This window comes from Rhodococcus wratislaviensis, assembly GCF_041228765.1.
GTDB lineage: Bacteria > Actinomycetota > Actinomycetes > Mycobacteriales > Mycobacteriaceae > Rhodococcus_F > Rhodococcus_F wratislaviensis.
The window spans coordinates 1,467,158-1,489,519 of record NZ_CP150488.1; the positions used below are offsets into that span (position 1 = coordinate 1,467,158).

The 22,362-nt window shown below is 65.0% G+C and carries 20 protein-coding genes and 1 pseudogene; 9 read left to right on the top strand and 12 right to left on the bottom strand.

The window, feature by feature from the left end; translation table 11 throughout:
- Positions 1-125 precede the first annotated feature (125 nt).
- The 3 genes and pseudogenes from WKC72_RS06575 to WKC72_RS06585 form a co-directional block, all read left to right on the top strand.
- Positions 126-1,334 carry an aspartate transaminase gene (locus WKC72_RS06575; protein ID WP_128640776.1) on the top strand — a complete coding sequence of 403 codons (1,209 nt, stop codon included), beginning with the start codon at positions 126-128 and terminating at the stop codon, positions 1,332-1,334.
- A 34-nt stretch (positions 1,335-1,368) separates the two neighbouring features.
- Positions 1,369-2,040, top strand: a complete 672-nt coding sequence (locus WKC72_RS06580; protein WP_037242687.1) for a 4-carboxy-4-hydroxy-2-oxoadipate aldolase/oxaloacetate decarboxylase — start codon at positions 1,369-1,371, stop codon at positions 2,038-2,040.
- Positions 2,041-2,056: 16 nt separating this feature from the next.
- Positions 2,057-2,363, top strand: a pseudogene (locus WKC72_RS06585) (glutamate dehydrogenase); the annotation flags it as partial.
- An 18-nt stretch (positions 2,364-2,381) separates the two neighbouring features.
- On the opposite strand, the gene WKC72_RS06590 reads toward WKC72_RS06585, so the two are convergent.
- Positions 2,382-2,537 carry a hypothetical protein gene (locus WKC72_RS06590; protein ID WP_200887767.1) on the bottom strand — a complete coding sequence of 52 codons (156 nt, stop codon included), beginning with the start codon at positions 2,535-2,537 and terminating at the stop codon, positions 2,382-2,384.
- A gap of 162 nt (positions 2,538-2,699) precedes the next feature.
- Between WKC72_RS06590 and WKC72_RS06595 the strand changes: the two genes are divergently transcribed.
- Positions 2,700-3,695 (top strand): AraC family transcriptional regulator, encoded by a 996-nt coding sequence (locus WKC72_RS06595; protein ID WP_200887768.1) that lies wholly within the window; start codon positions 2,700-2,702, stop codon positions 3,693-3,695.
- On the opposite strand, the gene WKC72_RS06600 is transcribed toward WKC72_RS06595, so the two are convergent.
- Positions 3,696-4,799 carry an NAD(P)-dependent alcohol dehydrogenase gene (locus WKC72_RS06600; protein ID WP_370182098.1) on the bottom strand — a complete coding sequence of 368 codons (1,104 nt, stop codon included), beginning with the start codon at positions 4,797-4,799 and terminating at the stop codon, positions 3,696-3,698. It abuts the gene before it with no gap.
- A gap of 26 nt (positions 4,800-4,825) precedes the next feature.
- Entirely contained in the window at positions 4,826-6,307 is a 1,482-nt protein-coding gene (locus WKC72_RS06605) for an aldehyde dehydrogenase (protein WP_370182099.1), read from the bottom strand.
- A 158-nt stretch (positions 6,308-6,465) separates the two neighbouring features.
- Here WKC72_RS06605 and WKC72_RS06610 point away from each other — a divergent pair, with 158 nt between their 5' ends.
- Positions 6,466-6,957 (top strand): MarR family winged helix-turn-helix transcriptional regulator, encoded by a 492-nt coding sequence (locus tag WKC72_RS06610; protein ID WP_128640778.1) that lies wholly within the window; start codon positions 6,466-6,468, stop codon positions 6,955-6,957.
- Positions 6,958-6,970: 13 nt separating this feature from the next.
- On the opposite strand, the gene WKC72_RS06615 is transcribed toward WKC72_RS06610, so the two are convergent.
- On the bottom strand, positions 6,971-8,551 hold the full coding sequence (locus WKC72_RS06615; protein WP_370182100.1) for an FAD-binding oxidoreductase: 1,581 nt from the start codon (positions 8,549-8,551) through the stop codon (positions 6,971-6,973).
- A 352-nt stretch (positions 8,552-8,903) separates the two neighbouring features.
- Here WKC72_RS06615 and WKC72_RS06620 point away from each other — a divergent pair, with 352 nt between their 5' ends.
- A complete protein-coding gene (locus WKC72_RS06620) occupies positions 8,904-9,587 on the top strand; it encodes a GntR family transcriptional regulator (protein WP_268789039.1) in 684 nt (227 codons plus the stop codon).
- A 104-nt stretch (positions 9,588-9,691) separates the two neighbouring features.
- On the opposite strand, the gene WKC72_RS06625 is transcribed toward WKC72_RS06620, so the two are convergent.
- From WKC72_RS06625 to WKC72_RS06650, 6 genes are all read right to left on the bottom strand, one after another.
- Positions 9,692-11,047 (bottom strand): MFS transporter, encoded by a 1,356-nt coding sequence (locus WKC72_RS06625; protein WP_037242672.1) that lies wholly within the window; start codon positions 11,045-11,047, stop codon positions 9,692-9,694.
- 466 nt (positions 11,048-11,513) lie between these two features.
- Complete coding sequence (locus WKC72_RS06630; RefSeq protein WP_370182101.1) at positions 11,514-11,933, bottom strand: WhiB family transcriptional regulator; 420 nt, start codon at positions 11,931-11,933, stop codon at positions 11,514-11,516.
- A gap of 152 nt (positions 11,934-12,085) precedes the next feature.
- Positions 12,086-13,597 (bottom strand): aminobutyraldehyde dehydrogenase, encoded by a 1,512-nt coding sequence (locus tag WKC72_RS06635; protein WP_370182102.1) that lies wholly within the window; start codon positions 13,595-13,597, stop codon positions 12,086-12,088.
- Between the two features lie 43 nt (positions 13,598-13,640).
- A complete protein-coding gene (locus tag WKC72_RS06640) occupies positions 13,641-15,128 on the bottom strand; it encodes an alanine/glycine:cation symporter family protein (protein WP_370182103.1) in 1,488 nt (495 codons plus the stop codon).
- A gap of 3 nt (positions 15,129-15,131) precedes the next feature.
- Positions 15,132-16,025, bottom strand: coding sequence for a dihydrodipicolinate synthase family protein (locus tag WKC72_RS06645; protein ID WP_037242668.1), 894 nt, complete (start codon positions 16,023-16,025; stop codon positions 15,132-15,134).
- A 46-nt stretch (positions 16,026-16,071) separates the two neighbouring features.
- Entirely contained in the window at positions 16,072-17,466 is a 1,395-nt protein-coding gene (locus tag WKC72_RS06650; protein WP_370182104.1) for an NAD(P)/FAD-dependent oxidoreductase, read from the bottom strand.
- Positions 17,467-17,810: 344 nt separating this feature from the next.
- Between WKC72_RS06650 and WKC72_RS06655 the strand changes: the two genes are divergently transcribed.
- Complete coding sequence (locus WKC72_RS06655; RefSeq protein WP_268789044.1) at positions 17,811-17,984, top strand: hypothetical protein; 174 nt, start codon at positions 17,811-17,813, stop codon at positions 17,982-17,984.
- Between the two features lie 422 nt (positions 17,985-18,406).
- On the top strand, positions 18,407-19,483 hold the full coding sequence (yddG, locus tag WKC72_RS06660) for an aromatic amino acid DMT transporter YddG (RefSeq protein ID WP_128640785.1): 1,077 nt from the start codon (positions 18,407-18,409) through the stop codon (positions 19,481-19,483).
- Between the two features lie 135 nt (positions 19,484-19,618).
- Here yddG and WKC72_RS06665 read toward each other — a convergent pair whose 3' ends face one another.
- The gene (locus WKC72_RS06665) at positions 19,619-20,800 is read right to left on the bottom strand and encodes a zinc-dependent alcohol dehydrogenase (RefSeq protein WP_268789045.1); all 1,182 of its coding nucleotides are present in this window, start codon (positions 20,798-20,800) and stop codon (positions 19,619-19,621) included.
- 86 nt (positions 20,801-20,886) lie between these two features.
- Positions 20,887-21,183 (bottom strand): putative quinol monooxygenase, encoded by a 297-nt coding sequence (locus WKC72_RS06670; protein WP_128640787.1) that lies wholly within the window; start codon positions 21,181-21,183, stop codon positions 20,887-20,889.
- Between the two features lie 105 nt (positions 21,184-21,288).
- Between WKC72_RS06670 and WKC72_RS06675 the strand changes: the two genes are divergently transcribed.
- The gene (locus WKC72_RS06675; protein ID WP_370182105.1) at positions 21,289-22,299 is read left to right on the top strand and encodes a GlxA family transcriptional regulator; all 1,011 of its coding nucleotides are present in this window, start codon (positions 21,289-21,291) and stop codon (positions 22,297-22,299) included.
- Positions 22,300-22,362: the final 63 nt, after the last annotated feature.

Genomic DNA, 22,362 nt, shown 5'->3' on the forward strand with positions numbered 1-22,362 from the left:
ACGGCTATCACCCGACAAGTAATCGGTCTTGTACAGGCGTGATGCACCCCCGCTAGCCTGGGTGGGAAGGTACCACCCGACTTCCCGGCTTCCTTTCGTTCCCATGCCCTCTACCAGGAGGAACAATGTCCACCTTCGTCCCAGCAGCACGAGTCGACCAGATGCGTGAGTCACCGAGTGTGGCAGCTGCGCAACGGGTTCGCGAGCTCCGGGCGTCGGGGCGTGAGATCCTCGACCTGACCGTCGGAGAGCCCGATTTCGACACGCCGGATCACATCAAGGCGGCGGCCGTCGCCGCGATGGACTCCGGTCTCACCAAGTACACGCCCGTGAACGGAATTCCCGCACTGCGGGAGGCGATCTCGAAGCGGATGCTCGACCGGACCGGTGTCGAATTCGCGGACAACGAGATCACCGTCGGCGGAGGCGCCAAGCAGGTCATCTTCCTGGCACTGATGGCGACGGTGGAGGAGGGCACCGAGGTAATCGTGCCCGCGCCGTACTGGGTGTCGTACCCCGACATGGTGACCGTCCACGGCGGGACACCCGTCGTCGTCGACTGCCCGGAGTCCGACCGGTTCCTGCTCACGGCGGAAAAGCTCGCCGCCGCCATCACTCCCGCGACGAAATGGGTGATCCTCAACGCGCCGTCGAATCCGACGGGTGCGGTGTACAGCGAGCAGGAACTGGCGGAGCTGGCAACGGTCCTCGACCGGAACCCGCACGTGAACGTGCTGTGCGACGAGATCTACGACGAGATCGTCTTCACCGACGCACCCGTGCCGAACCTGTTGTCGACCGCACCGCATCTCCGCGATCGGATCCTGGTGACCAACGGTGTGTCGAAGGCCTACGCGATGACCGGCTGGCGTCTGGGGTACGGCGTCGGGAACAAGGGCCTGATCGCCGCGATCAACAAGCTGCAGTCGCAGAGTTCCTCCTGCCCGTCATCGATCAGTCAGGCCGCCGCGGCCGAGGCGCTCACCGGCGATCAGAGTTTCGTCACCACGTCCGTCGCGAGCTATCGCGCACGGCGGGACGTCATCTTCGAATTGTTCTCCCGTATAGACGGACTGGAGCCCGTACTGCCGCAGGGTGCGTTCTACCTGTTCGTCGGATGCTCGGGTCTCGTCGGCAAGCGGACTCCCGACGGCACCCTGCTCGAGAACGACCAGGACGTGGTGCTCTTCCTCCTCGACCACGCCTCGGTGGCCACCATCCAGGGTTCCGCATACGGCGCCCAGTCGTATTTCCGGGTCTCGTTCGCCACGTCCGAGGACGTTCTGCGGAACGCGGCCGCCGCCGTCGAGAAGGCCGTCGCGTCGCTCAGCTGACCCACCCGTCCATCACACGACCCACGGAGACACCATGGTTCACGTCACTACCAAGATCGATCGCGCCGACAAGGCCGCGATCGACCGACTCGGCGCCTACTCGGCCGCCACCATCCACGAAGCCCAGGGCCGCAAGGGCGCACTGGATTCGGGGATCAAGCCCATCGATCGCGACATGTCGTTCTGTGGAACGGCCTTCACGGTCGTCTGTCATCCGCGCGACAACATCATGCTTCAGGTTGCCATCAGCTACGCGCAACCCGGTGACGTGCTCGTCGTGTCCTCCGGCGACCAGCCCGCGGGGCAGTTCGGCGACGTGCTGGCCAATGCGTGCGTGGCCCGGGGCATCAGCGCACTGGTCACGGACGGCGGGGTGCGGGACAGCCGGGAGATCCGCGAACTCGGTTTTCCCGTCTTCTCCAAGCACGTGTGCATCGAGGGAACGGTGAAGGAATCCCTCGGTCCGGTCAATCAGCCGTTGGTGTTCGGCGGTCAGATCATCTATCCCGGCGACGTGATCAAGGGTGACTGCGACGGTGTCGTCGTCGTGCGACGTGACGAGGTCCAATTCGCCATCGACGCTTCCCGCGAGCGCGACGCCGCCGAGGCCACCTACATCGAGCGGTACAAGAAGGGTGAGACCCCGATCCAGGTCAGCAATCTCGCTCAGGTGCTCGAAGCGAAGGGCCTCACCGTCGACCAGTGAGCCGGTCGCTCCCTGCAACCGGGAACTACTCGGCCTCGACGTGGACGTTCTCGTGCCCGCCGCGATGGACGGTGTCCTGACCGCGGACAATGCCGCCGATGTCCGCGCCCGCATGATCGTCGAAGGCGCCAACGGGCCGACGTCACCCCAGGCCGACGCCATCCTGCAGAGCAACGGCGTCACCGTGGTGCCCGACATCCTGGCGAACGCAGGCGGGGTGGTCGTGTCGTACCTCGAAATTCCTGACGCTGCGGCGCGGTGCCCACGTCATCGGTGTGGGGCAGGTAGCGGAGGCGCACGAGGCGCGGGGTCTGTTCCCCTGACGACGCTCCACGGAGACGTTATGCCGTGGACACGTGCTCGGAGGATTCTCGGCGGAGGTGATGGTCGTCCTCGCCGGGTGTGTCCGAGCCTCCGGTCAGCTCGTCGAGGAGGATGTATCCCCCGTAGCCGAGGCCGGCAACGGCGAGGACAGCGGCGTACAGCCGGTCGAGCATCAGTTTCTCCGTATCGTCTGCGGAAACCCCCGAGCCGGCCAAGTATGCCCCTGGACCGGCTGGTGGGGGTACTGCCCGACCGGGCAGTTTCAGAACTGTCCTTGACAGATTTCAAGATAAGGAAACCTTGCAATCGTGATGTGACTCTGGTCTCATTGTGGAATGTCCACCTCTGTCGGCGGCCCAGCGTCTGTCTCTCTCGTCAGCCGAGACGTCGAAGAGGCGCGCCACGTGGGTGGGCGACTGTTCTACCCGCACTCCGTGGAAGTTCTCGGTGATCAGCAGAGCTTCGGCATACACCTCGACGCCGCCGAGTTGGGCCCCGTCACGATGGGCTGGCTGTCCTACGACACCGAGGTCGAGATCGAGACCGGCGAACTCCAGGACTGGTATCAGGTCAATGTGCCGGTGAGCGGCCGGTTGAAGACGAGTTCGGGCGCCGACCGGATCATCGCGACCCCATCGTGCGCCGCCGTGTACCGCGCGGACCGCGGATCGGTGCTCCAGGGCTGGGGGCAGGAGACCCGGCGGATCCTGGGGATGAAGATCGAACGCCGCGCCGTCGAGGAGCAACTCGCACTGCTCCTCGGACGTCCGATCCGCAATCCGATCGCCTTCGACCTCGCGCTGGACATCACCACCGGGCACGGGCAGCAGTGGTGGTCCGTGATGCAGGCCCTGTCGGTGCAACTGCGCGACACCGACGCCCTCTTCCGTCACCCGCTACTGCTGGCGCCGCTGACGCAGAGCGTGATCGTGTCGCTGCTCCTGGCGTCGCGGCACGACTACAGCGAGCAGTTGGCGGCGACCGTCGCCCCCGCCTGCCCGGCGGTGGTCGAGCACGCCAAGCAGTACATCGAGGCGCACGCGGACGAGCCGTTGACCGCCCTCGAGATCGCCGGCGCGGTCGGAGTGAGTCTGCGGGCGCTGCAGCACGGCTTCCAGACGTCGTTGCACACCACCCCGATGCGCTATCTGCGTGACCTCCGCCTGCGGAAGGTCCGGGGCGACCTGCTGGCGGCCGACCCCGAGACGGCAGGCGTCGCCGAAATCGCGTACCGGTGGGGTTTCAACCACCTGGGTCGCTTCGCGGGGCAGTACCGCGAGATGTTCGGCGAAAGCCCCTCTGCGGCTCTGCGTTCTATTACTTCGCGCTGATCAGAACCGGAGGACCGGTTTGATCGACGCACCGCTGGTCATGTCCGCGACAGCGGTGTTGATGTCGTCGAAACTGTAGTGCGTGACGAGGCGGTCGATCGGCAGCCTGCCCGACTTGACGAGGTCGACGAGCACGGGGATGAGGGTCTGGGTTTCGCTGTCGCCGAGCGTGAGACCCACGATGGTGCGACCCGGGATCATGGCGTTGACGTCGACCGGCACCTCGGTCCCGAAGGCCGGTGCACCGACGATGACGGCCGTGCCGCGAGGTGCGAGCGCGTCGATCGCGGTCCGCAGCACCCCGACGTTGCCGGTGGTCTCGACCGCACCGTCGACGCCACCGGGAATGATCTTCGCGAGTTCCTCGGCGGTGTCGACCTCGGCAGCGTTGATCACGTGTGTCGCGCCGAGTTCGCGAGCGAGATCGAGCCGCGCCGGAACACGGTCGACGACGATCACCTTCGACGCCGGGGTCAGAGCCGCGGCCATCACCGCCGACAACCCGACGGCGCCCGCCCCCGTGACGAGTACGGTCTGCCCCGGGCGGGGCTTCAGCACGTTCCACACCGCCCCGACTCCGGTCTGCACACCGCACCCGAGCGGCGCCAGCACGTCGAGTGGGGCGTCCGGATCGACCTTGATCGCACTGCGTGCGTCGACGACGGCGTGCCGGGCGAACGACGACTGCCCGAAGAAATGGCCACCGATCGGCTCTCCGCCGCGGCTGACGGGGCTGGTGCCGTCGGCACGCCCGCCCCCGATCAGGTTGAGCGGCAACCACGTTGCGCAGTACGCGGGGTGCCCGTCGCGGCAGTTTCCGCACGAGCCGCACGAGCTGAACGACAGGAGGACGTGATCTCCGACGTCGACCGTCGTCACGCCGCCGCCGACCTTTTCGACGATGCCGGCTCCCTCGTGCCCGAGCACGCCGGGCAGTGGAAACGGCAACGCGCCCGAGGCCACTCCGAGGTCGGTGTGGCACAGGCCCGCGGCGACGAGGCGAACGAGGATCTCGTCGGGGCGTGGTTCGTCGAGGTCGACGGTGGACACGGTGAACTTCGCTCCGCCGGTTTCGACGACGGCGGCTGTGGTGCTGGTGGTCATGGATGCTCCTGAGTGGTGGGTGCGCGCTAGGCGAGGGAGATGACGACGGACTTGACCTTGGAGTACGAGTCGAGGGCTTCCGGGCCGTATTCGCGGCCGAATCCGGAGTTCTTGACGCCGCCGAACGGGACGGCGGGGTCGAGCATCGCCCAGTCGTTGACCCACACGATGCCGGCCTGCAGGCGGGCCGCGACGCGGTGCGCCCGAGCGACATCGACCGTCTGCAGGCCCGACGCGAGCCCGTATTCGGTGCTGTTGGCCAGCGCGATCGCCTCGTCCTCGGTGTCGAACGGTTGGACGGTGAGTACCGGCCCGAAGATTTCCTCCTGCACGACGCGGGAGTTGTTGGGCAGGTCGGCGATGACGGTCGGCGTGTAGTAGTAGCCGCCGTTCAGGTCCAGGCGTTCGCCACCGGCGACGATGCGGCCACCGTCGGCGCGGGCGATCTGCACGTACTCCTCGACCTTCCGGACGTGCTTGTCCCCGGCCATCGGTCCGACGACGGTGGCCGGGTCGAACGGGTCGCCCACGGGCACAACGGGAACGGCCTGGCCGAGGATGCCGAGCACCGTCTCGTAGAGCGGCCGGGCCACGAGCAGCCGCGGCCCGCCCATGCAGAACTGTCCGGTGTTGAACACGAAGCCCTTGATGATCGCGCCGATCGCCTTCTCGACGTCGGCGTCCTCGAAGACGATGTGCGCGGCGTTGCCGCCGAGTTCCATGGTGACGGGTATGAGGGTCTCGCCGGCGACGGCCGCGGCGTGCCTGCCGACGGCCGTCGATCCGGTGAACGCGATCTTGTCGATCCCCTTGTGCTGCAGAAGGGCTTCGCCGACGGTCGACCCCTTGCCGGTGACCACGTTGACCACACCCGCGGGAACCCCTGCCTCGGTGAGGATCTCCGCCATCAGCAGGGCACTCAGCGGGGTGTCCTCGGCGGGCTTGTGGACCACGGTGTTCCCGGCGGCCAGGGCGGGTGCGATCTTCGACGTACTGAGAATGAGCGGGAAGTTGAACGGGGTGATCGCGCCGACGACACCGAGTGGTTCGCGGCGAGTGTAGGCGTGGGCGGCGAGGGGCGTCTCCCGGTTCGATCCGCCCGCGGTCTGCGCGAGCGCGGCGCAGTACTCGTACTGTTCGGCGGTGGTCACCACGTCGATCGGACGGCACAGCGAGACGGGCTTGCCGACGTCGACGCTCTCGACGGCGACGATCTCGTCGGCCCGTTCCCGGACGAGCGCAGCGACGCGGAGCAGGATCCGGGCACGTTCGCGGCCGGGCAGTACCGACCAGCGGCCGTCGTCGAACGCGGCACGTGCGGCGCGGACGGCGGAGTCGACATCGTCCGCGTCCGCCTCGACGACGGTGGTGACGGGTTTCCCGGTGGAGGGGTCGACGATCTCGAATCGTTCCCCGGCGCCGGCCTCGCGCCACTGCCCGTCGATGAACAGCTGACGTGGCCCGATCTGCGGTCGGGTAATGAGGACGGTGTCGTCGGTGACGGTCATGTCGCTGCCTTCGATTCGTGTGACCTGCCGACAGTATTCGGCAGGGTTCCTTGTGTTTGTCGTTGCGGTCGAACCCGGCTCGGGCGACCTAAGATAGTCAGGAAACCTGAGGTCCGAGCTCGTGGGCCTCCAGCCCGAGGCGCGGGGAGAAGTGGACGATGACGGCGGACCTTCCGGACGAGATCGACGAGACACCGCTCGACGGGGAGTACCCGCACGACGCCTCGCCGACCCTGCTGTACGCGATCAAGCAGGTCGAACTGGCGATCCGATCCCACATGGATGCCCTGCTGCGGCCGATGGGCATCACCGCACTGCAGTACACGGCGCTGACCGTCCTGCGCCGGCGTGACGGGTTGTCGTCCGCCGAGCTGGCACGAAATTCCTTCGTCACCGCGCAGACGATGGGCGAGATGCTCTCCGCGCTCGAGCGCCGCGGACTGGTGACCCGGCGCGTCGACCCCGCCAATCGCCGCCGCATGCTCACCAGCCTCACCGCGGAGGCTCTGGACCTTCTCGCCGAGTACGACACGAGCATCTGCGGGCTGGAGGAACAGATGCTCGCCGACATGAGTGTTCGTCAGCGCGAAGCGTTCCGCGGCTACCTCAGCCGCTGCCGGATCGCCCTGGCCGAGACGCCCGCGCACTGAGTCGTATGGGGCGTCAGAGGTTCTGGCCACGGAACCGCTGCGGCCACACACCGGACTTGCCGGGCGCGATGATGCCGTTGGGGTCGAGGGCATCCTTGATCTTCTCGTGGAACTTCAGCAGCGCACCGTCACCCCAGTCGAACGTCGCCATTACGTCGTCCATCAGGGCGTTGTGGGTGCGGTATTCGCCGTAACCGGCCTCGGCGGCCTCCCGGACGAGGACCTTCGTCATCTGCAGGATGTCCTCACGAGCGTCGGGGATCGCCGTGTCGTAGATGAACAGGCACACGTGGTGCATCTCGCGGAGTCCGATGATGAATTGCGCCGCGTAGTCCTTGGCGTATTCGTCGGCGCGAGCGCGGACCATCTCGAACTGTTTCATCGCCTCACGGCCGTCCGGCGCCGACACCGGGGAAAACCCGATGTGCCCGCCGTTGGGCACCCAGTCGAGCAGTTGCAGTTCGTCCAGGCTGGGGATGCCGTTGTTGATCTTGTGCCTGTCCTGCAACACATGCCCACCGCGATCGTCGCGTTCCTCGTGTGTGAAGAAACGGGCGCCGGGAATCTTGCCGAACGCCTCCTTGATCATCCCGTAGTACATCTCGATCAGCGGCGGAGGTCCGTACAGGGTGCCGTAGAAGTTCCAGAATCCGAGATCGAGATCCTTCTTCATCCTCTCGACCGCCTCGGCCGGCATCGGCCCCTCGCCGTCGAACCACTCGGTGCGCTTCGACACCGCGGCCGCGTCCATGAAGATGTTGCGCAGCACCGGAACATTCTGCAGCGGAGCCATATTGATGCGTAGCGGAAGCATGATGTCGACGATCTGCTCCAGATCCTCCTCCTTGTCGAACGTGATCAGGAACGACTGCGACGCGGGCGGCCGCTGCATCAGGGCGATCCCCATCTTGGTGACGATCCCGAGATTGGACTGGGTGAACATGCCGTCCGGGAAGGGGCCGAACCCGTAGGGGAACAGTTGCCACGCGTCGCTGCCGGGGAGTGCGCCCATGCCGGTGCGCATCACATCGCCCTGCGGCAGAACCACTTCCAGACCCGTCTGCCACATGAAGTGATCGCCGTACGGGGTGTATCCGACCCCGCGGTCCAGGGCATTTCCGACGACGCTGCCCCATCCCAGATCGGGACAGTCGAGCATCAGGCCGGAATCGTGGCTCTGGAGGTACTCGTACAGGTCGAAGTAGGTGACCCCGGGTTCGAGCAGTGCGTAACCGTACTTCTCGTTCACCTCGAGGATTCTGTTCATCCGCTCGCCGGTCTTGACGATCACCGAACCCGACAGCCTCGGGGCGGCGCCGCCGTAACCGTTGTTCTTTCCGGTCGAGACCGGGGAGAGGGGGATGCCGTACTCGTTGGCGATCCGGACGATGTCCTGTACCTGCTCGGTCGACTCCGGTGAGACGACGGCCGACGGCATATTGGCCTCGGCAGCGCCGACCGGGTACGGGTCGCGGAACGCTTCGAGTTCGTCGGCGGTCGACAGGACCCACTTGTCACCCACGACGTCGCGGAAGCGCTGGAGCGCTGCGTCGAATCGCTCGTCGGAAACGCCAGGGGGAAGGGTACGGGTCATTCTTGACTGCTCCTCGTTCAGGCGGCCACCTCACTGCGGCCGGGAAGTACGCAAGACCTGCGACAGCTGATCGCTGAATATCAGGGTTCCTTGGTTACAAGTGTGAGGGGCGTCACTGGAAGGAGCAATCCGCTATGCGCCGGGAGTAGCCGCGGATTCTGTTGCTATCTGTCCTGGTCAGCGCGCTGTTCGCACGGAGGGCTATCCGTTTTGCGCACGTGAGTGTGGACACGTGGGCGTCGATCGCGACCTCCGCGGTGGCGGAACCTCGGGATCGACGCTGCCGTGACGAGTTGACTGCCTCGCCCCTCTGGGGGCCGGCGTCGTCACCTCGCCAGCTAAGATGTGATCTGTGGTCACATCCAAGCTCGCCGAGCCGACGCTGCTGAGCGATCAGGTCTACTTCACGCTCCGCGAAGCGGTCGTCAACGGCGAGTTGCCGGCCGGGTACCGCCTGCGTGTGCGGGACATCGCCGAGCAAGTGGGAACCAGTGTCCTGCCGGTGCGAGAGGCGATCAGACGTCTCGAGGAGGCCGGGCTGGCGGAACGCGTCCCGCACAAAGGGGCAGTCGTGAAGGGCCTGACACTCGCGGAGCTGATCCACGTCTACGACGTCCGCCGTCTCCTCGAAATCGAGGCAGCGCAGCTGGGCGCGCAGCGGATCACCCCCGATGACTGCGAGAAGATGCAGGCCGAATACGACTTGATGCGCGCGGCCATCGACGAAGGACGTGTCGTCGCCTACCTCGACCACGACGAGGCCATGCTGACGATTCTGTATGCCGCCGCGGCGAATCCTGTTCTTTTGCAGACGATTCGCACTCTATGGGTCCACTGCCGCGCTTACAAGATTGTCGGCGCAAATGGAACTCTGGACACGGCCGTGGACGACTCGCTGTGGAGGTATCAGCGGGACCTCGTCGCCGCCGCGAGCAAGAACGACGTTGCGGCCGCCGCAGCGGTGAACGACGCTTCCCTCGTCGACGCGACGGACCGTATCAAAGCGCTCCTGGCAGCGCAGACGACCGCTCTGTAGCCTCCGTGGGACACCTCGATGAACGAGAATCACCGCAGTGGTGTGGGCTGCACATGTGTCGTGCGGTCCACACCACTGCGGTGCTGCTCAGGGTGTTCCGCGGTCTAGACCACGGAAGGGGTAGGCAGGGCTGAGCGTGTGGTGGTCAGGGCGGCGCACTCGGTGAGGGACATTCCCCTGGTCTCGGGTGCCATGAACTGCGACAGGACTGCGCCGATCAGGGTGATGGCCGCAGCGATCAGCATGGTGGGTCCGATCCCGATACCGGTGAGCGACAGGGGCACCAGGAAGGTGCCGATTGCTGCGCCGATACGGCTGAGCGACGATGCCATACCGACCGCGGAACCGCGAATCTCGGTGGGGAACAGCTCGTTCGGGTACACCCACTGCAAGATCTGGCTGCCGCCGATGACCACTGCGTACACGGCGAACAGGGCCATGATGATCATGCTCGGCGCCCCGGGGAAGAGTCCGAGGATGAGCAGCGCGATACCGGACCACAGGAAGCTGTGGATGAGAAGCGGCCGCCTGCCCATTCGGTTCACCAGCAGCAGTGCGACGACGCAGCCGACCAGGAACAGGATCGTGATCACCGCTGACCCGAAGTGCGCGGCATCGCCTTCGAGTTCGAGTGCAGCAAGAATGGTCGGGGCGAATGCATAGACGGCGAACAACGGGACGATCGAGCATGTCCAGAACAGGGTAATGAAGGCCATCCGCTTTCCGTAGCCCGATCGCAGCAGATCCTTGACGCTGACGTTCGAGTCCTCTTCCTGGGGCAAGTCGGCGATGCTGACTCCTGGTCCGAAGACCTTGCGCAGCACCTCGTTCGCCTCGTCGTTCCTTCCCTTGCTGATGAGCCAGCGGGGGGACTCGGGCGTGCCGACTCGAGCGACGACGATCAGAATTGCCGGTACCGCCGCGCTGGCGAGCATCCAGCGCCAAGCATCCTCATGTCCGGTTCGAGCGAGGACCTCGCCGACCACGTATGCAGCTGCCGCTCCGACGAACCACATGGCAACGAATGCGCCGAGGAACGGGCCGCGGTATTTACGTGGCGTGAACTCGGTCAGGAGCGAAGTTGCGATCGGGTAGTCCGCGCCGACAGCCATCCCGATCAGCAGACGCAGGATGATCAACCAGACCACGTCCTGAACGAAGAACTGCGCCACCGAGAACACGATGATGGCGATCAAGTCGATCGTGAACAGAATTTCACGCCCGAACTTGTCGGTGAGCCATCCTCCGGCGTAGGCACCAAGCAGGATTCCTACCAGCGACGATGCCCCGACAAGTCCCTGCTCGATCGATGACAAACCCCACTGATCGGCGAACTGCGCCATGGCAACCCCGATGATGGACAGGACGAAACCGTCGAGGAACGGCCCTCCCGATGAGAACACCGCGAGCTTTTTGTGGAATCTGGACAGCGGTGCGTCGTCCAACGGGTTTGTTGTCATATCGCGCTCCTAGTTGACGGTGATACGGAGGTCGGTGCGGCAGGAGGGTGTCGAACTCGACCGTTCGGAGCCGGGGCGTTCCCCGCAGCGTCGCGAAGCGAATCGGGATCTTCGTATAGCCGAACCAGTGCGGCGAACCCGAAGGTGGCGGCTCGCGGCTGATGTACCTGGCCCTCTGCTGTGAGCCACGTCTCAGCCTAATTTGTGATCACAGATCACGCAAGAGGTTGTCAAATTACACGGACGCAAGTCTCGACGGCCCGGCGTCGGCGAATTCAGGCCGCCGGCCGCGTTAGTGCCGACCGGTCCGGACCCTTGTGGGCTGGGGGAATGCGCTTGGGTGAGCGCGACGGCAGCGTCGTCGTCCAGCGCTGTGCCGTCACCACGGCGTATCAGAGCGCGGCGATCGAGCGGATGGGTGTGATGCCCCCGAGTCAGGGAGTGCAGTTCTGTTCGCGCAGGGACGTCATCGGACCGTCGACGGTGACGACGCTTGCCGGGTACGTCTTCCCGGCCCCGGGTGGCTGCCCGATACCGTCAGGCGCCGTGCGGCGGGGCGGGTTGTGCGCCCACCCGTTGCGGCGTCCGCCGCCACCGATCCAGGCCTGGCGTCGCTCCCGCACCGGCGCTCGGACTCCGTGGTGCCACCCCATATCCCGAACGGCTCGCGCACCGTTTGCGCGTGAGTGCGGCATTGCTCGAGGACCGGGCAGGTCTGGCAGATCCGGGTGGCGAAGTTTTCCCGGTATCTGCGGGCCTCCCGCGTCTCGCCCTCGGGGGAGAAGAACAGATCGGTTCCCATGCTCCGGCAGTTGGCGCTCAACTGCCAATCCCACAGATCGGCCGAGGGTGCGTAGAGGTATGTGGTCAGAGCGGTTGTCTTCATGACGACTCCGATCTTGTCCGGATTGTCTGAGCGGGCAATGCCGTCGGCGTTCTCCCGGTGGACGATGCCGGACACGCGATTGCAGCTACCGGCCCCCGCAGAGAACAGAGTCGAGTCCTTCTGCGGGGGCACGGACGAGCCGCAGTGTGAATTTATCGACCGTGGTTGTGCATGACGTGTTTGGTGCGGGAGTAGTCGTCGAGGGCGTAGATCGACAGGTCGCGTCCGTAACCGGATCCTTTGAACCCACCCCACGGAACTTCGTTGGCCAGCACGAGATGGGAGTTGACCCACACCGTTCCGGCGTCGATCCGCGCGGCGACTTCGTGACTGCGCCGGGCGTTCTCGGTCCAGACCGACGCCGAGAGACCGAACGGGACGTCGTTCGCGCGGCGGATCGCCTCGTCCTCGTCGGTGAAGGTCTCGACGGTGACCACGGGCCCGAAGATCTCTTCGCGAGCGCATTCGGCGCCGTCGGGTACACCGACGAGCACGGTCGGTGCAACGAAGTAACCGGGTCCGTCCAGTGCAGCTCCACCGATTGCGGCGGTGATTCCCTGCTGCGCAGCACGTTCTAGATACGCGGTGACCCGCTCGAAGTGCGCCTTCGACACCAGAGGGCCGATTTCCACGGTGTCACCTGCTCCTGGCTCGCCGACCACGAACGTGCTCACCTGTTCGACCAGCTTCCGGGTAAACGCCTCGGCGACCGACTCGTGCACGAGGATCCGGCATGCTGCACCGCATTCCTGGCCCGAGTTCCAGTAGCTCGCCGCACGCAGCGAAACCGCGGCGTCGTCGAGGTCGGCGTCGGCGAAGATCACTACGGGTGCTTTGCCGCCCAGTTCGAGATGGACGCGCTTGAGCGTGTCTGCGGCCCCACGTGCGACGGCTTTGCCGCTGCCGACGGATCCGGTCAGGGCGATCATATCGATGTCGGGATGCTCGGTCAGCCGTGCTCCCACGGTCGCTCCGAGTCCGGACACCACATTGAGCACGCCCGCAGGAAGCAGGTCACCGACGAGTTCGGCGAATTTCAGTGTTGTCAGAGGGGTCTGTTCGGACGGCTTGATCACCACCGTGTTTCCGGCCGCGAGGATCGGAGCGATCTTCCACGCCGCCATCAGCAGTGGATAGTTCCAGGGGGTCACGACGCCGACCACACCGAGCGGTTCTCGCAGGATGACGGACAGGTGGTTCTCTGCGTAGTCTCCGGCGGCCATCGACGTGGTCGCCCGCAGTGCGCCCGCCATGAACCGGAAGGTGTCGACGGTACCGGCGACGTCGTCGTTCGAAACTTCGAAAGGCTTTCCAGTATTGGCAGATTCGAGCCGTGCGAGCACCTCGGAGTTCCGCTCGATTCTGTCCGCGATGCGGTGAAGCAGAGTGGAGCGTTCCTTGGGAACAAGCCTGGCCCAGCTGTCCTTGGCCGCGACCGCGGCTGCGACTGCGCGGTCGACATCGGCGGCGGTCCCCTGGGGTACCGCGGCGATGACCTGTTCGGTACTCGGGTCGACGACGTCGGTGCGGGGGCCGGAGTGGTCGACGGCGTCGAACGCTCCTGCGATGTAGTGCTGGGTCGGTGGCAGGTCGTCCCGGACGTTCAATGAACCACCAGGTGCTCGGCTGACGGCGACCTGTCCGGTGAGAGTGGTGTTGGGCATCTGGATGAACCTCCAAGATCGACTGGGGAGTAGCGGATACGCCTCAACGAGAGACGCTGTGTCCGGTGACGGTGTTCGATTCCCAGAACTCGGCTCCTTCGATGCCGAGAGATGTCGGATCGAAGGTGGGGTCGAGTCCCTGTTTCTTCTGTTGTTCGTAGTCGCGGTACACCCGGCGGACGAGCGGGAAGAGCAATACCAGGCACATGAGGTTGATCCAGGCGATGAGCCCCAGCCCGATATCGCCGATTGCCCAGACGAGGCCTGCGTTCACAATGGAACCCACGAACACGATCACGAGCGTGCCGAGTTTGAGGACCAGCTTGGATACCGGCCCCTTCCGCCCGTTCAGCAGGAACAACAGATTCGAGTTGGCCACGTAGTAGTACACGATGAGGCAGGTGAAGCCGAACAGGAACACGGCAACTGCGATGAACGCTGCGCCCCATCCGGGAACCAGTGTGTCGATGGCCTTCTGGACCCAGTTCGGACCGGCCTCCATGCCCGGAAGGTTCTGTACGAGGTAACCGCCCGAACCATCGGAGACGTTGTACTGGCCGGACACCACCATCATCAGCCCGGTCGCCATGCAGATCAGCAGAACGTCGATGTAGATGCTGAACGTCTGGACGAGGCCCTGCTTGCCGGGGTGCGACGTCCGCGCCGCCGCGGCGGCGAATGTCGCCTCGCCGATTCCGTTCGCTGATGCGAAGACTGCCCGGCGCACGCCCCATGCGACTGCAGCGCCTGCGATGCCGCCCAGCACAGGGTCGATACCGAACGCCGAGTTCACGATGAGTTTGATCGCATCCGGCACATTTTCGATGTTCGCGGCGATCACCGCCATCGCCAGCGTCAGGTATCCGATTGCGAGAATCGGTACGAGAGTCTGTGTGACCTTGACGATTCGGGTGGTGCCTCCGAGGATCACCAGAGCGATCAGGGCGGTGATCAACGCTGCCGGCACCCAGGTCGGTGTTCCGAATGCCAGCTGCGCGCTCGAGGCAATGGTGCTGACCTGAAATCCGGGGAACAGAAAGCCGTAGCCGACGAGTCCGAGAAACGCAACGAGCCCTGCGATCTTGGGAAGCTTCAGTCCGTACTTGATGTAGTACGGCATGCCGCCGATGTCTTCGTTGGCCTTCTTCCGGTCCTCGTCCTCCACCTGACGTTTGAACACCTGCGCGAGAGTTGCCTCGGCATAACCGACGGTACAACCGACCAGACCCGTCACGGCCATCCACAGCAGGGCTCCCGGTCCACCACCGCCGACTGCCGTTGCGACACCCGCGATGCTTCCGACTCCCACACGGCTGGCGAGCGCGAGTACCAGTGCTTGAAAGGAGGACAGTCCTCCTTCGCCTTCGCTGGTTTCCCTCAGCTGCCGGATCATGTCCGGGATGCGTCGGAACTGAATGCCTCTGGTGGCGACGGTGTACGCCACCCCGAGACCGAGGACGACGTAGGCCATCGGCCCCCAGATGGCGTCCGCCACTCTGGTGAGTATCTCGGCCCAGTCGAGGCCCGCCATGATCTACGCTGTCCGCTCTGCGAGGGTCTTCAGCGCCCGTCCGATCTGCTCGATCTGCGCTGCGGGCAGTTCTGCGGTGGGCCGGCGGGGCGCTCCTACCGGTTCGCCCTGCAGAGCGAGACCTGCCTTGACGGCAGAGATGAAGGGAACGGAGATCATCGCGTCGATCACCGGGTACAGGTCGCGCCATTTGGCGAGTGCGCCGTGCAGGTCGCCGTCGGCGATGAGCCGGTTCACTGCGACGATCTGCTCCGGGACGACGTTGGCGGCACCGGCCATGACTCCGGCGGCGCCCTCGACGAGAGCGCTGTAGATGTAGGAGTCCCAGCCGATGAAGGTGCCGATCACGTCGCTGTGGTGGTGAATCAGCTGCAGTGCCTGTTCCCAGTTCGCGCTCGAGTCCTTGATGTACCGAATGTTGTCGACGTCTTCGGCCAGCGAGCGGACAGTGCTGGGGTCGAGGTTCACACCCGTGACCGCGGGGATGTTGTACAGCATGATCGGCAACTCGACTGCGGACGCGACGTCCTTGATGTACGCCACCGTCTCTTCGGTCGAGAGCGGCTCGTAGAACGGTGTGATCAGCATGAGCACGTCGGCGCCGGACTTTTCGGCGGCGCGGGAGAGCCGGATGGCCTCTGCGGTCGTCGTGGCACCGGTCTGGGCGATGACGGGCACCCGGCCGTCGGTGTGCTCGATGACGGTGTCGACGAGTCGCAGGCGCTCGTCCGACGACAGAGCCCCGACCTCACCGGTCGATCCTGCCGCGACGACTCCGTCGACGCCGGCCTTGATCGAGCGGTCCACCACGAGCTTCAGCTTGTCCACATCGATGAGTTCGTCGGCGTCGAACGGGGTGGTCAATGCTGTGAGGACACCGCTGAGTTGCTTGGACATGAAAATGACTCCTGGATCGTTGAGGAATGTTCTGGTGTTGGGAAGGTCAGGCGCTGGCGGCGTGCACGGTGAGCCCATCAGGTCGACGAGTCTGACGATGGGTGGCGAGCACGCTGGTGACCTCCTGAGCAGCGGAGAACCCTGAGGTGATCGAGGTTTCCGTGTAGAGCGTTCCGAGATAGTCGCCGGCCAGGAAGACTCGACCGGCTCCGCGTGTCAACGTGGGCTGAAGCTTTGCGCGACCGGGGAAGCTGTATGGTGACGCGTTCTTCCACCGGGCGGCTTTTGCCTCCACGACCGTGTCGGAGAACCCGGGCCCGAGGATCTGTTCGAGGTCGGCGAGGTGGGTGTTCACCACTTCGTCGTCGCTCTTGTCGAGCAGTGCACTGCCGAGAGCGGCGGGCGAGAATGTCATGAAGCTGCCGCCGGGCTGCCGGACCGACTCGGTGCCGCGGACGATACTTGCCTGATTGAGCGCGATGGCGAACGAACGCTTGGGGGCAGCGATGGCGTAGATGTCGTCCCACGGACGCTTCGTCGTTTCGTCGGTGAGAAACGCCGAGCTGACGTGGGGGCCGTACTTGATCTGAGAAAGTGCGTCGCGCAGATCCTGCGGCAGATCGACACCGACCCGGTGGGACACGTCCGCGGTCGTGGCCAGTACGACCGTTCGCGCCTCGACTTCGTGGTCGCGTCCGTCCTGGCGGTAGCGAACGAGCACCGAGTCCTTCTTGTGCACGACCTCCTGCACCGCGGCACCCAACTGAACGCGCTCGCCCAGCGACGCGGCGAGGGCTTCGGTGAGGGTGGACGGCCCGCCGACGATGCCGCGGCTGAGACCCTGCCCGAAGCCGAGCACCAGGCTGAAGTATCCGATGCCTGCGCCCGCCGAGATCTGGTCCATGTTTCCAGCCGACCGGGTGACAGTGGTCTTGAACAGCGCAGCCGCGTCCTCCGGCAAGTCCCCGACGAAGTCGAGGAAGGATTCGTCGTTCGCGAAGTCGTAGATCCGCTGCTGGCGCATGGCGCCGGACTCACCGGCGCGCTTGCGTACCACTCCGGTGTACTTGCCGACGCCCGCAACGACCTTCATGCCGGCGCGCATGGTCGCGACGCGTGCCGAGAGTGACATCGGGATCCGGAACGGGTAAGTGGCGATGTGTCCCTTGCGAAGGAACTTCCCGTTCATCGAAAGGGCCTGCAGCGACCCGGGAATGTCGACCGACATCACCCCGGCCTCGTTGAGCAGGGCTTCAGTGGACGATCCGGGACCGGCGAACACGTGGCCACCCCAGTTCAGCCAATACGATCCGCGACGTTCGGAACGGATACGTCCACCGACGCGCTCATCGGACTCCAACACAAGCGTGTCCCAGTGACGCAAACGCCAGCCCGCCGACAGGCCGGCCAGGCCGGCGCCGACTACAACTACATCTCGCACTTCGATATCTCCTTCACTGGGGCCTTGTCTCTCGCCGGAAGTTGGGGGCGAGTTCGTGGCAAGTTCGTGATTCGGGACGCGCCATCCGGCCGTGCAAGGTTCTGTGCAAAACTCGCAGTTCGGACGCGTCGTTCTCTGGGCTGACAGTGATGCCGGTCATACCCGCTCAATTCAGAATAAAGTGTGATCACAGATCACACAAGTGGGAAGTTGTGATCGGCCTCGCGTTTGCGTGATGCTGATAGCCCTGTAGTCTTGGACTGATATATCAAATTCCGAGGAGATCGAAATGGGCTCGACCTACACGCGCACGCTCGGCTGTCCGCAGCGTTCGTGCATGGTGCGTGCCGTCGGCCCGTGGACCGGTCGAGATCGTCGACGGGGACGACGCCGATCCGGTGGCTCTCGCCCGCCTACAGGTCCTGCCCGGTGACGCCTGCCGCCGGCTACGTGACCACGTCACCGATGTTCATCACTTTTTCCCGACCGAGTTCACGGGTGCCGAGCCCTGCCACTGAGGTTCGTCCGGTCGAACGGGTGGTGGCCGCTGCGCAGTACGTGTCACCGGGTCTCAGTGTCGATCCCGCATGAGATCGAGAACCTGAAAGAACAAGGGCCCGAAGGAAGTTTCGCGCTCTTCGGGCGCGCGAGTGTTGAAATCTGCGCGAGTGCAATCAGTCTGAGCTTTCCGTACCCCGACAGTGGTATGTCTCACTCGACGAAGGCCTTGTCCCTCATGTGATCACAGATTACATTCGTGTTACCGCACTGTAAGCGGCAGTGTCATTCACCGTCGATTGCAACCGCATCGTCGGTTGCAGTAGTGGTTCACCTTCCGGCGACTGGCGACGGCGCCCGAACTCGGCGCATCCCGATCGAACCGGTACGAGTGACGATCTCACCGAGAGTTTTGCGAGCACGGCAAAGGAGGAGTGTTGTTGTGAGAGCGACCAAGTCGAGCCGAAGTGCCACCGCGGCGGGGCTGTTGGCGATTGTGTTGTGGAGTTCGATGGTCGGAATGATCCGTCTCGTCACCGATAGCCTGGGCGCGATCGGCGGCGCTGCGATGATCTACTCGTGCTGTGCGATGCTGTTGTCGGTGACTGTGGGATGGCCCAAGTTCAAAGACTTCAGCCGGGCGTATCTCGTCACAGGTGCCGTGATGTTTGCCGCGTACGAGGTGTGCTTCGCCCTTGCCATCGGATTGGCGGACACTCCAAGGCAGGCAATCGAAGTCGGAATCGTGAACTATCTGTGGCCCAGCCTGACGGTGGTGTTTGCGATCGTGTTCGCGGGACAGAAGGCGTCGCGCCTGATACTGCCCGGCATCGCATTGTCGGTAGTCGGCATTGCAGTCGTACTCGGCGGTGACGCCGGACTGGACATCACAGGCACTGTCGACAACGTGCGCTCGAATCCCCTGAGCTACGCTCTCGCGTTCGCCGGCGCACTGATCTGGGCGGGGTACTGCACCGTCACCAAGATGTTCGCAAACGGGAACAACGGCATCACTCCGTTCTTCGTGCTGACGGCCGTGTCGTTCTGGTGCATGTACCTCCTTTCGGGTCGCGAACCCATGCACCTCAGCTTCACCGCAATCGCGGCCACGTTGGTGGCGGCGTGCGCGATCGGCTTCGGCTATGCGCTGTGGAATGTCGGAATCCTTCGCGGAAACATGACATTGCTCGCCGCTGCCTCGTATTTCACGCCCGTACTGTCAGCCGCATTCTCATCGTTGATGTTGGCCACGGCACTCGGCCTCACGTTCTGGGTGGGAACCGCCGTGGTGTGCTTCGGGGCAATCTTGTGCTGGTTGGCTACGCGCGAACCGAAGGCAGCCGTCGGAGTTCCCGAAGAGGACGGTTCCCTCGACGAACAGAGCGGCGACGAGAAGAGTATCGACGAGCCCACCGTCGTTCGTTCACTTCTCGGTACGCGAGTGGAATGCGCGATAACCATCGTCGGTGATCACCGTTCGGCACCTCGTGTGCCGATCGACGTCGGGTCGGCGCGCTGACGTAGTTGCGGGTGGCTGAGGGCATCGCCGAATGCTTTCTCTCTCAGTCACTCTGCGCTGTCGATCGGTGTACCCGCTGGCGGTGTCCGCCTTCGCATCCGGGCTTGCGTCGATACGGCTGGGCGCCTGCGTTGTTCAGGGTTTGAGCTGGATCTTGACCGCCCCGTCCTGCTTCTTCTGGAAGATCTCGTAGGCGTGGGGTGCCTGTTCGAGGGGGAGTTCGTGGGTGGCGAAGGTGTCGACGCCGAGCGGGTCGTCGTCGCCGAGCAGCGGCATGATGTCGTCGACCCACTTCTTGATGTTGGCCTGGCCCATGCGCAGCTGAATCTGCTTGTCGAACAAGGTGAGCATGGGAATCGGGTCGGCCATGCCGCCGTAGACGCCGATGATGGAAATGGTTCCTCCGCGGCGGACGATGTCGATCGCCGAATACAGCGCGCCGAGACGGTCGACACCCGCCTTCTGCATGAGCGGCGCTGCGACCGCATCGGGAAGGTACCCGACGATCTGCTGGGCGAGCTTGCCGATCGGTGAACCGTGCGCCTCCATGCCGACCGCGTCGATCACGGAGTCGGTGCCGCGACCGTCGGTCGCATCGCGGATGACGTCGGCGAGATCGCCGCCGTGCTCGTCCAGGTCCAGGGTTTCGATGCCCCGGGCCTTGGCGCGAGCAAGGCGTTCGGGAACGTTGTCGACCGCGATGACTCGTGCACCCTTGTGGTGGGCGATGCGCGCCGCCATGTCTCCGATCGGGCCGAGGCCGAGCACGGTCACCGACCCGCCCTCGGGGATGGCGGCGTACTCGACCGACTGCCACGCCGTCGGCAGCACGTCGGAGAGATAGACGAAGCGGGAATCCGGCGGGCCCTCGGGAACTGTGATGTGGGTGAACTGGGCCTGCGGGACGCGCAGGTACTCGGCTTGTCCTCCCGGCACCTCGCCGTAGAGCTTGGAGAAACCGAACAACGCCGCCCCCATGCCCTGCTCGCGAACCTGCGTCGTCTCACACTGCGTGTACAGCTGCATGTTGCACATGAAACAGTCGCCGCACGAGATCTGGAACGGGATCACCACGCGGTCGCCGACCTTCAGGTTGCCCGCCTCCGCCCCGACTTCTTCGACGATCCCCATCGGTTCGTGGCCCAGAATGTCCCCCTGTCCCATGAACGGACCGAGAGTTTCGTACAGGTGCAGATCGGAACCGCAGATGTTCGTGGTCGTGACCCTGATGATGGCGTCGGTCGGGTGTTCGATCTTCGGATCGGCGACGGTATCGACGCTGACCTTTCGTTTGCCTTGCCACGTGACTGCTCGCACTGGGAACCAAACCTCTCGTCGGTCTATGTCCGTGTTCGGGTGCCCGACGGGGGATCAAGGTAAACCGTGCTCGACGGGGAGCGGCCCTACTTGAGGGCGATGACGTCGACGGGGCGAATGTCGGGGTCCTTGGCGAGTAGTTCGGGGCCGACCGTGCCCAGTGCCTGGGGGATGGCTCCGGTCAGGTGCGCCTGCCTGCCTTCCTCGTTCTCGAACGTGTCGAAGATGCCGTACGTCGTGTCGCTGACTTTGAACGCGTACCAGGTGACGGTGCCTTGTTCTTCCGCCGCCAGGGCGCGCCCCTGCTCCAGGAACGCGGCCAGTTCTCCGCCCTTGCCCGGCTTTGCCTCGAGCAGTGCTAGGATTCCTCTGTCGATCGTCATGATGTCTCCTCTTCGGTCGATGTCCGACTTCGTTCAACCCTGACGCTATGGGCGTCGAGCGGCACACGGGGCGGCGGAAGCGCCACCTTTGTTACCGTTTCCGTCATGAGAGTCGCGGTGCTCGCCGTGGACGGCATGTTCGATTCGGGTCTGAGCGTCATACTCGACGTCCTGGCGACGGCCGATGCCCTGCGCGAGAACGCGGAGGCGGGCGACCAGGCGTTCACCGTCATTCCCGTCGCTGTCGGACCGTCGGTCCGCACCGGTCACGGACTCGTGCTGGCCACCACCCCGCTGACGGAGATCACCGACCCTCCCGACGTCCTCGTCATGCCAGCCGTCGGGGTGAAGACGCCGGATCGGATCGTCGACGTGGTGCGCGGGCATCCCGCCCTCGACTGGGTCGCGGAGGGTCGCAGTTCCGGCGCCGCCCTCGCCGCGGCGTGCAGCGGCACGTTCTTCCTCGCCGAGGCCGGGGTGCTCGACGGATTGACCGCGACGACGAGTTGGTGGCTCGGGCCGGCGTTCCGCGCCCGTTATGCCCGCGTCGACCTCGACGAGCGGCGCACCCTCATCCACGACGACCGGGTGACGACGGCCGGGGCGGCGTTCGCGCACATCGATCTCGCGCTGGCGATCGTCCAGCAGCACAGCCCGGCGCTGGCAGATCTCGTCGCGCGGTACCTCCTGATCGGCGATCGGCCCTCACAGGCGATCTTCGCGGTGCCGTCCCTGCTCGCCACCGCCGATACGACGATGACCGCCTTCGAACGGTGGATTCGCGACCACCTCTCGGAGCCGTTGCCGATCAACGCGGTCGCACACGCGATCGGGGTGAGTGAACGAACGCTGCAACGCACCACCGCCGCAGTGCTGGGTATGTCGCCGGTGGAGTTCGTTCAGGAGATCCGACTCGACCAGGCGACATTCCTGCTGCGCACGACGCCGCAGAGCGTCGACACGATCGCGTCCGCTGTGGGCTACCAGAACGCGGCCACACTGCGCGCGTTGATTCGCCGCCGGCGTCACACGAGCACCACCGAGATCCGTCGTGGCAACGCGTCATTCGGCTCCGAACACCGCAAGCACGGGCGGGGAGCGCGGACCGGGCGATAGCTCGCACTGGCGCCGGACGAACTCGGGCGGGACGATCGAGGGTGACGAACGGAGAGGAGCATC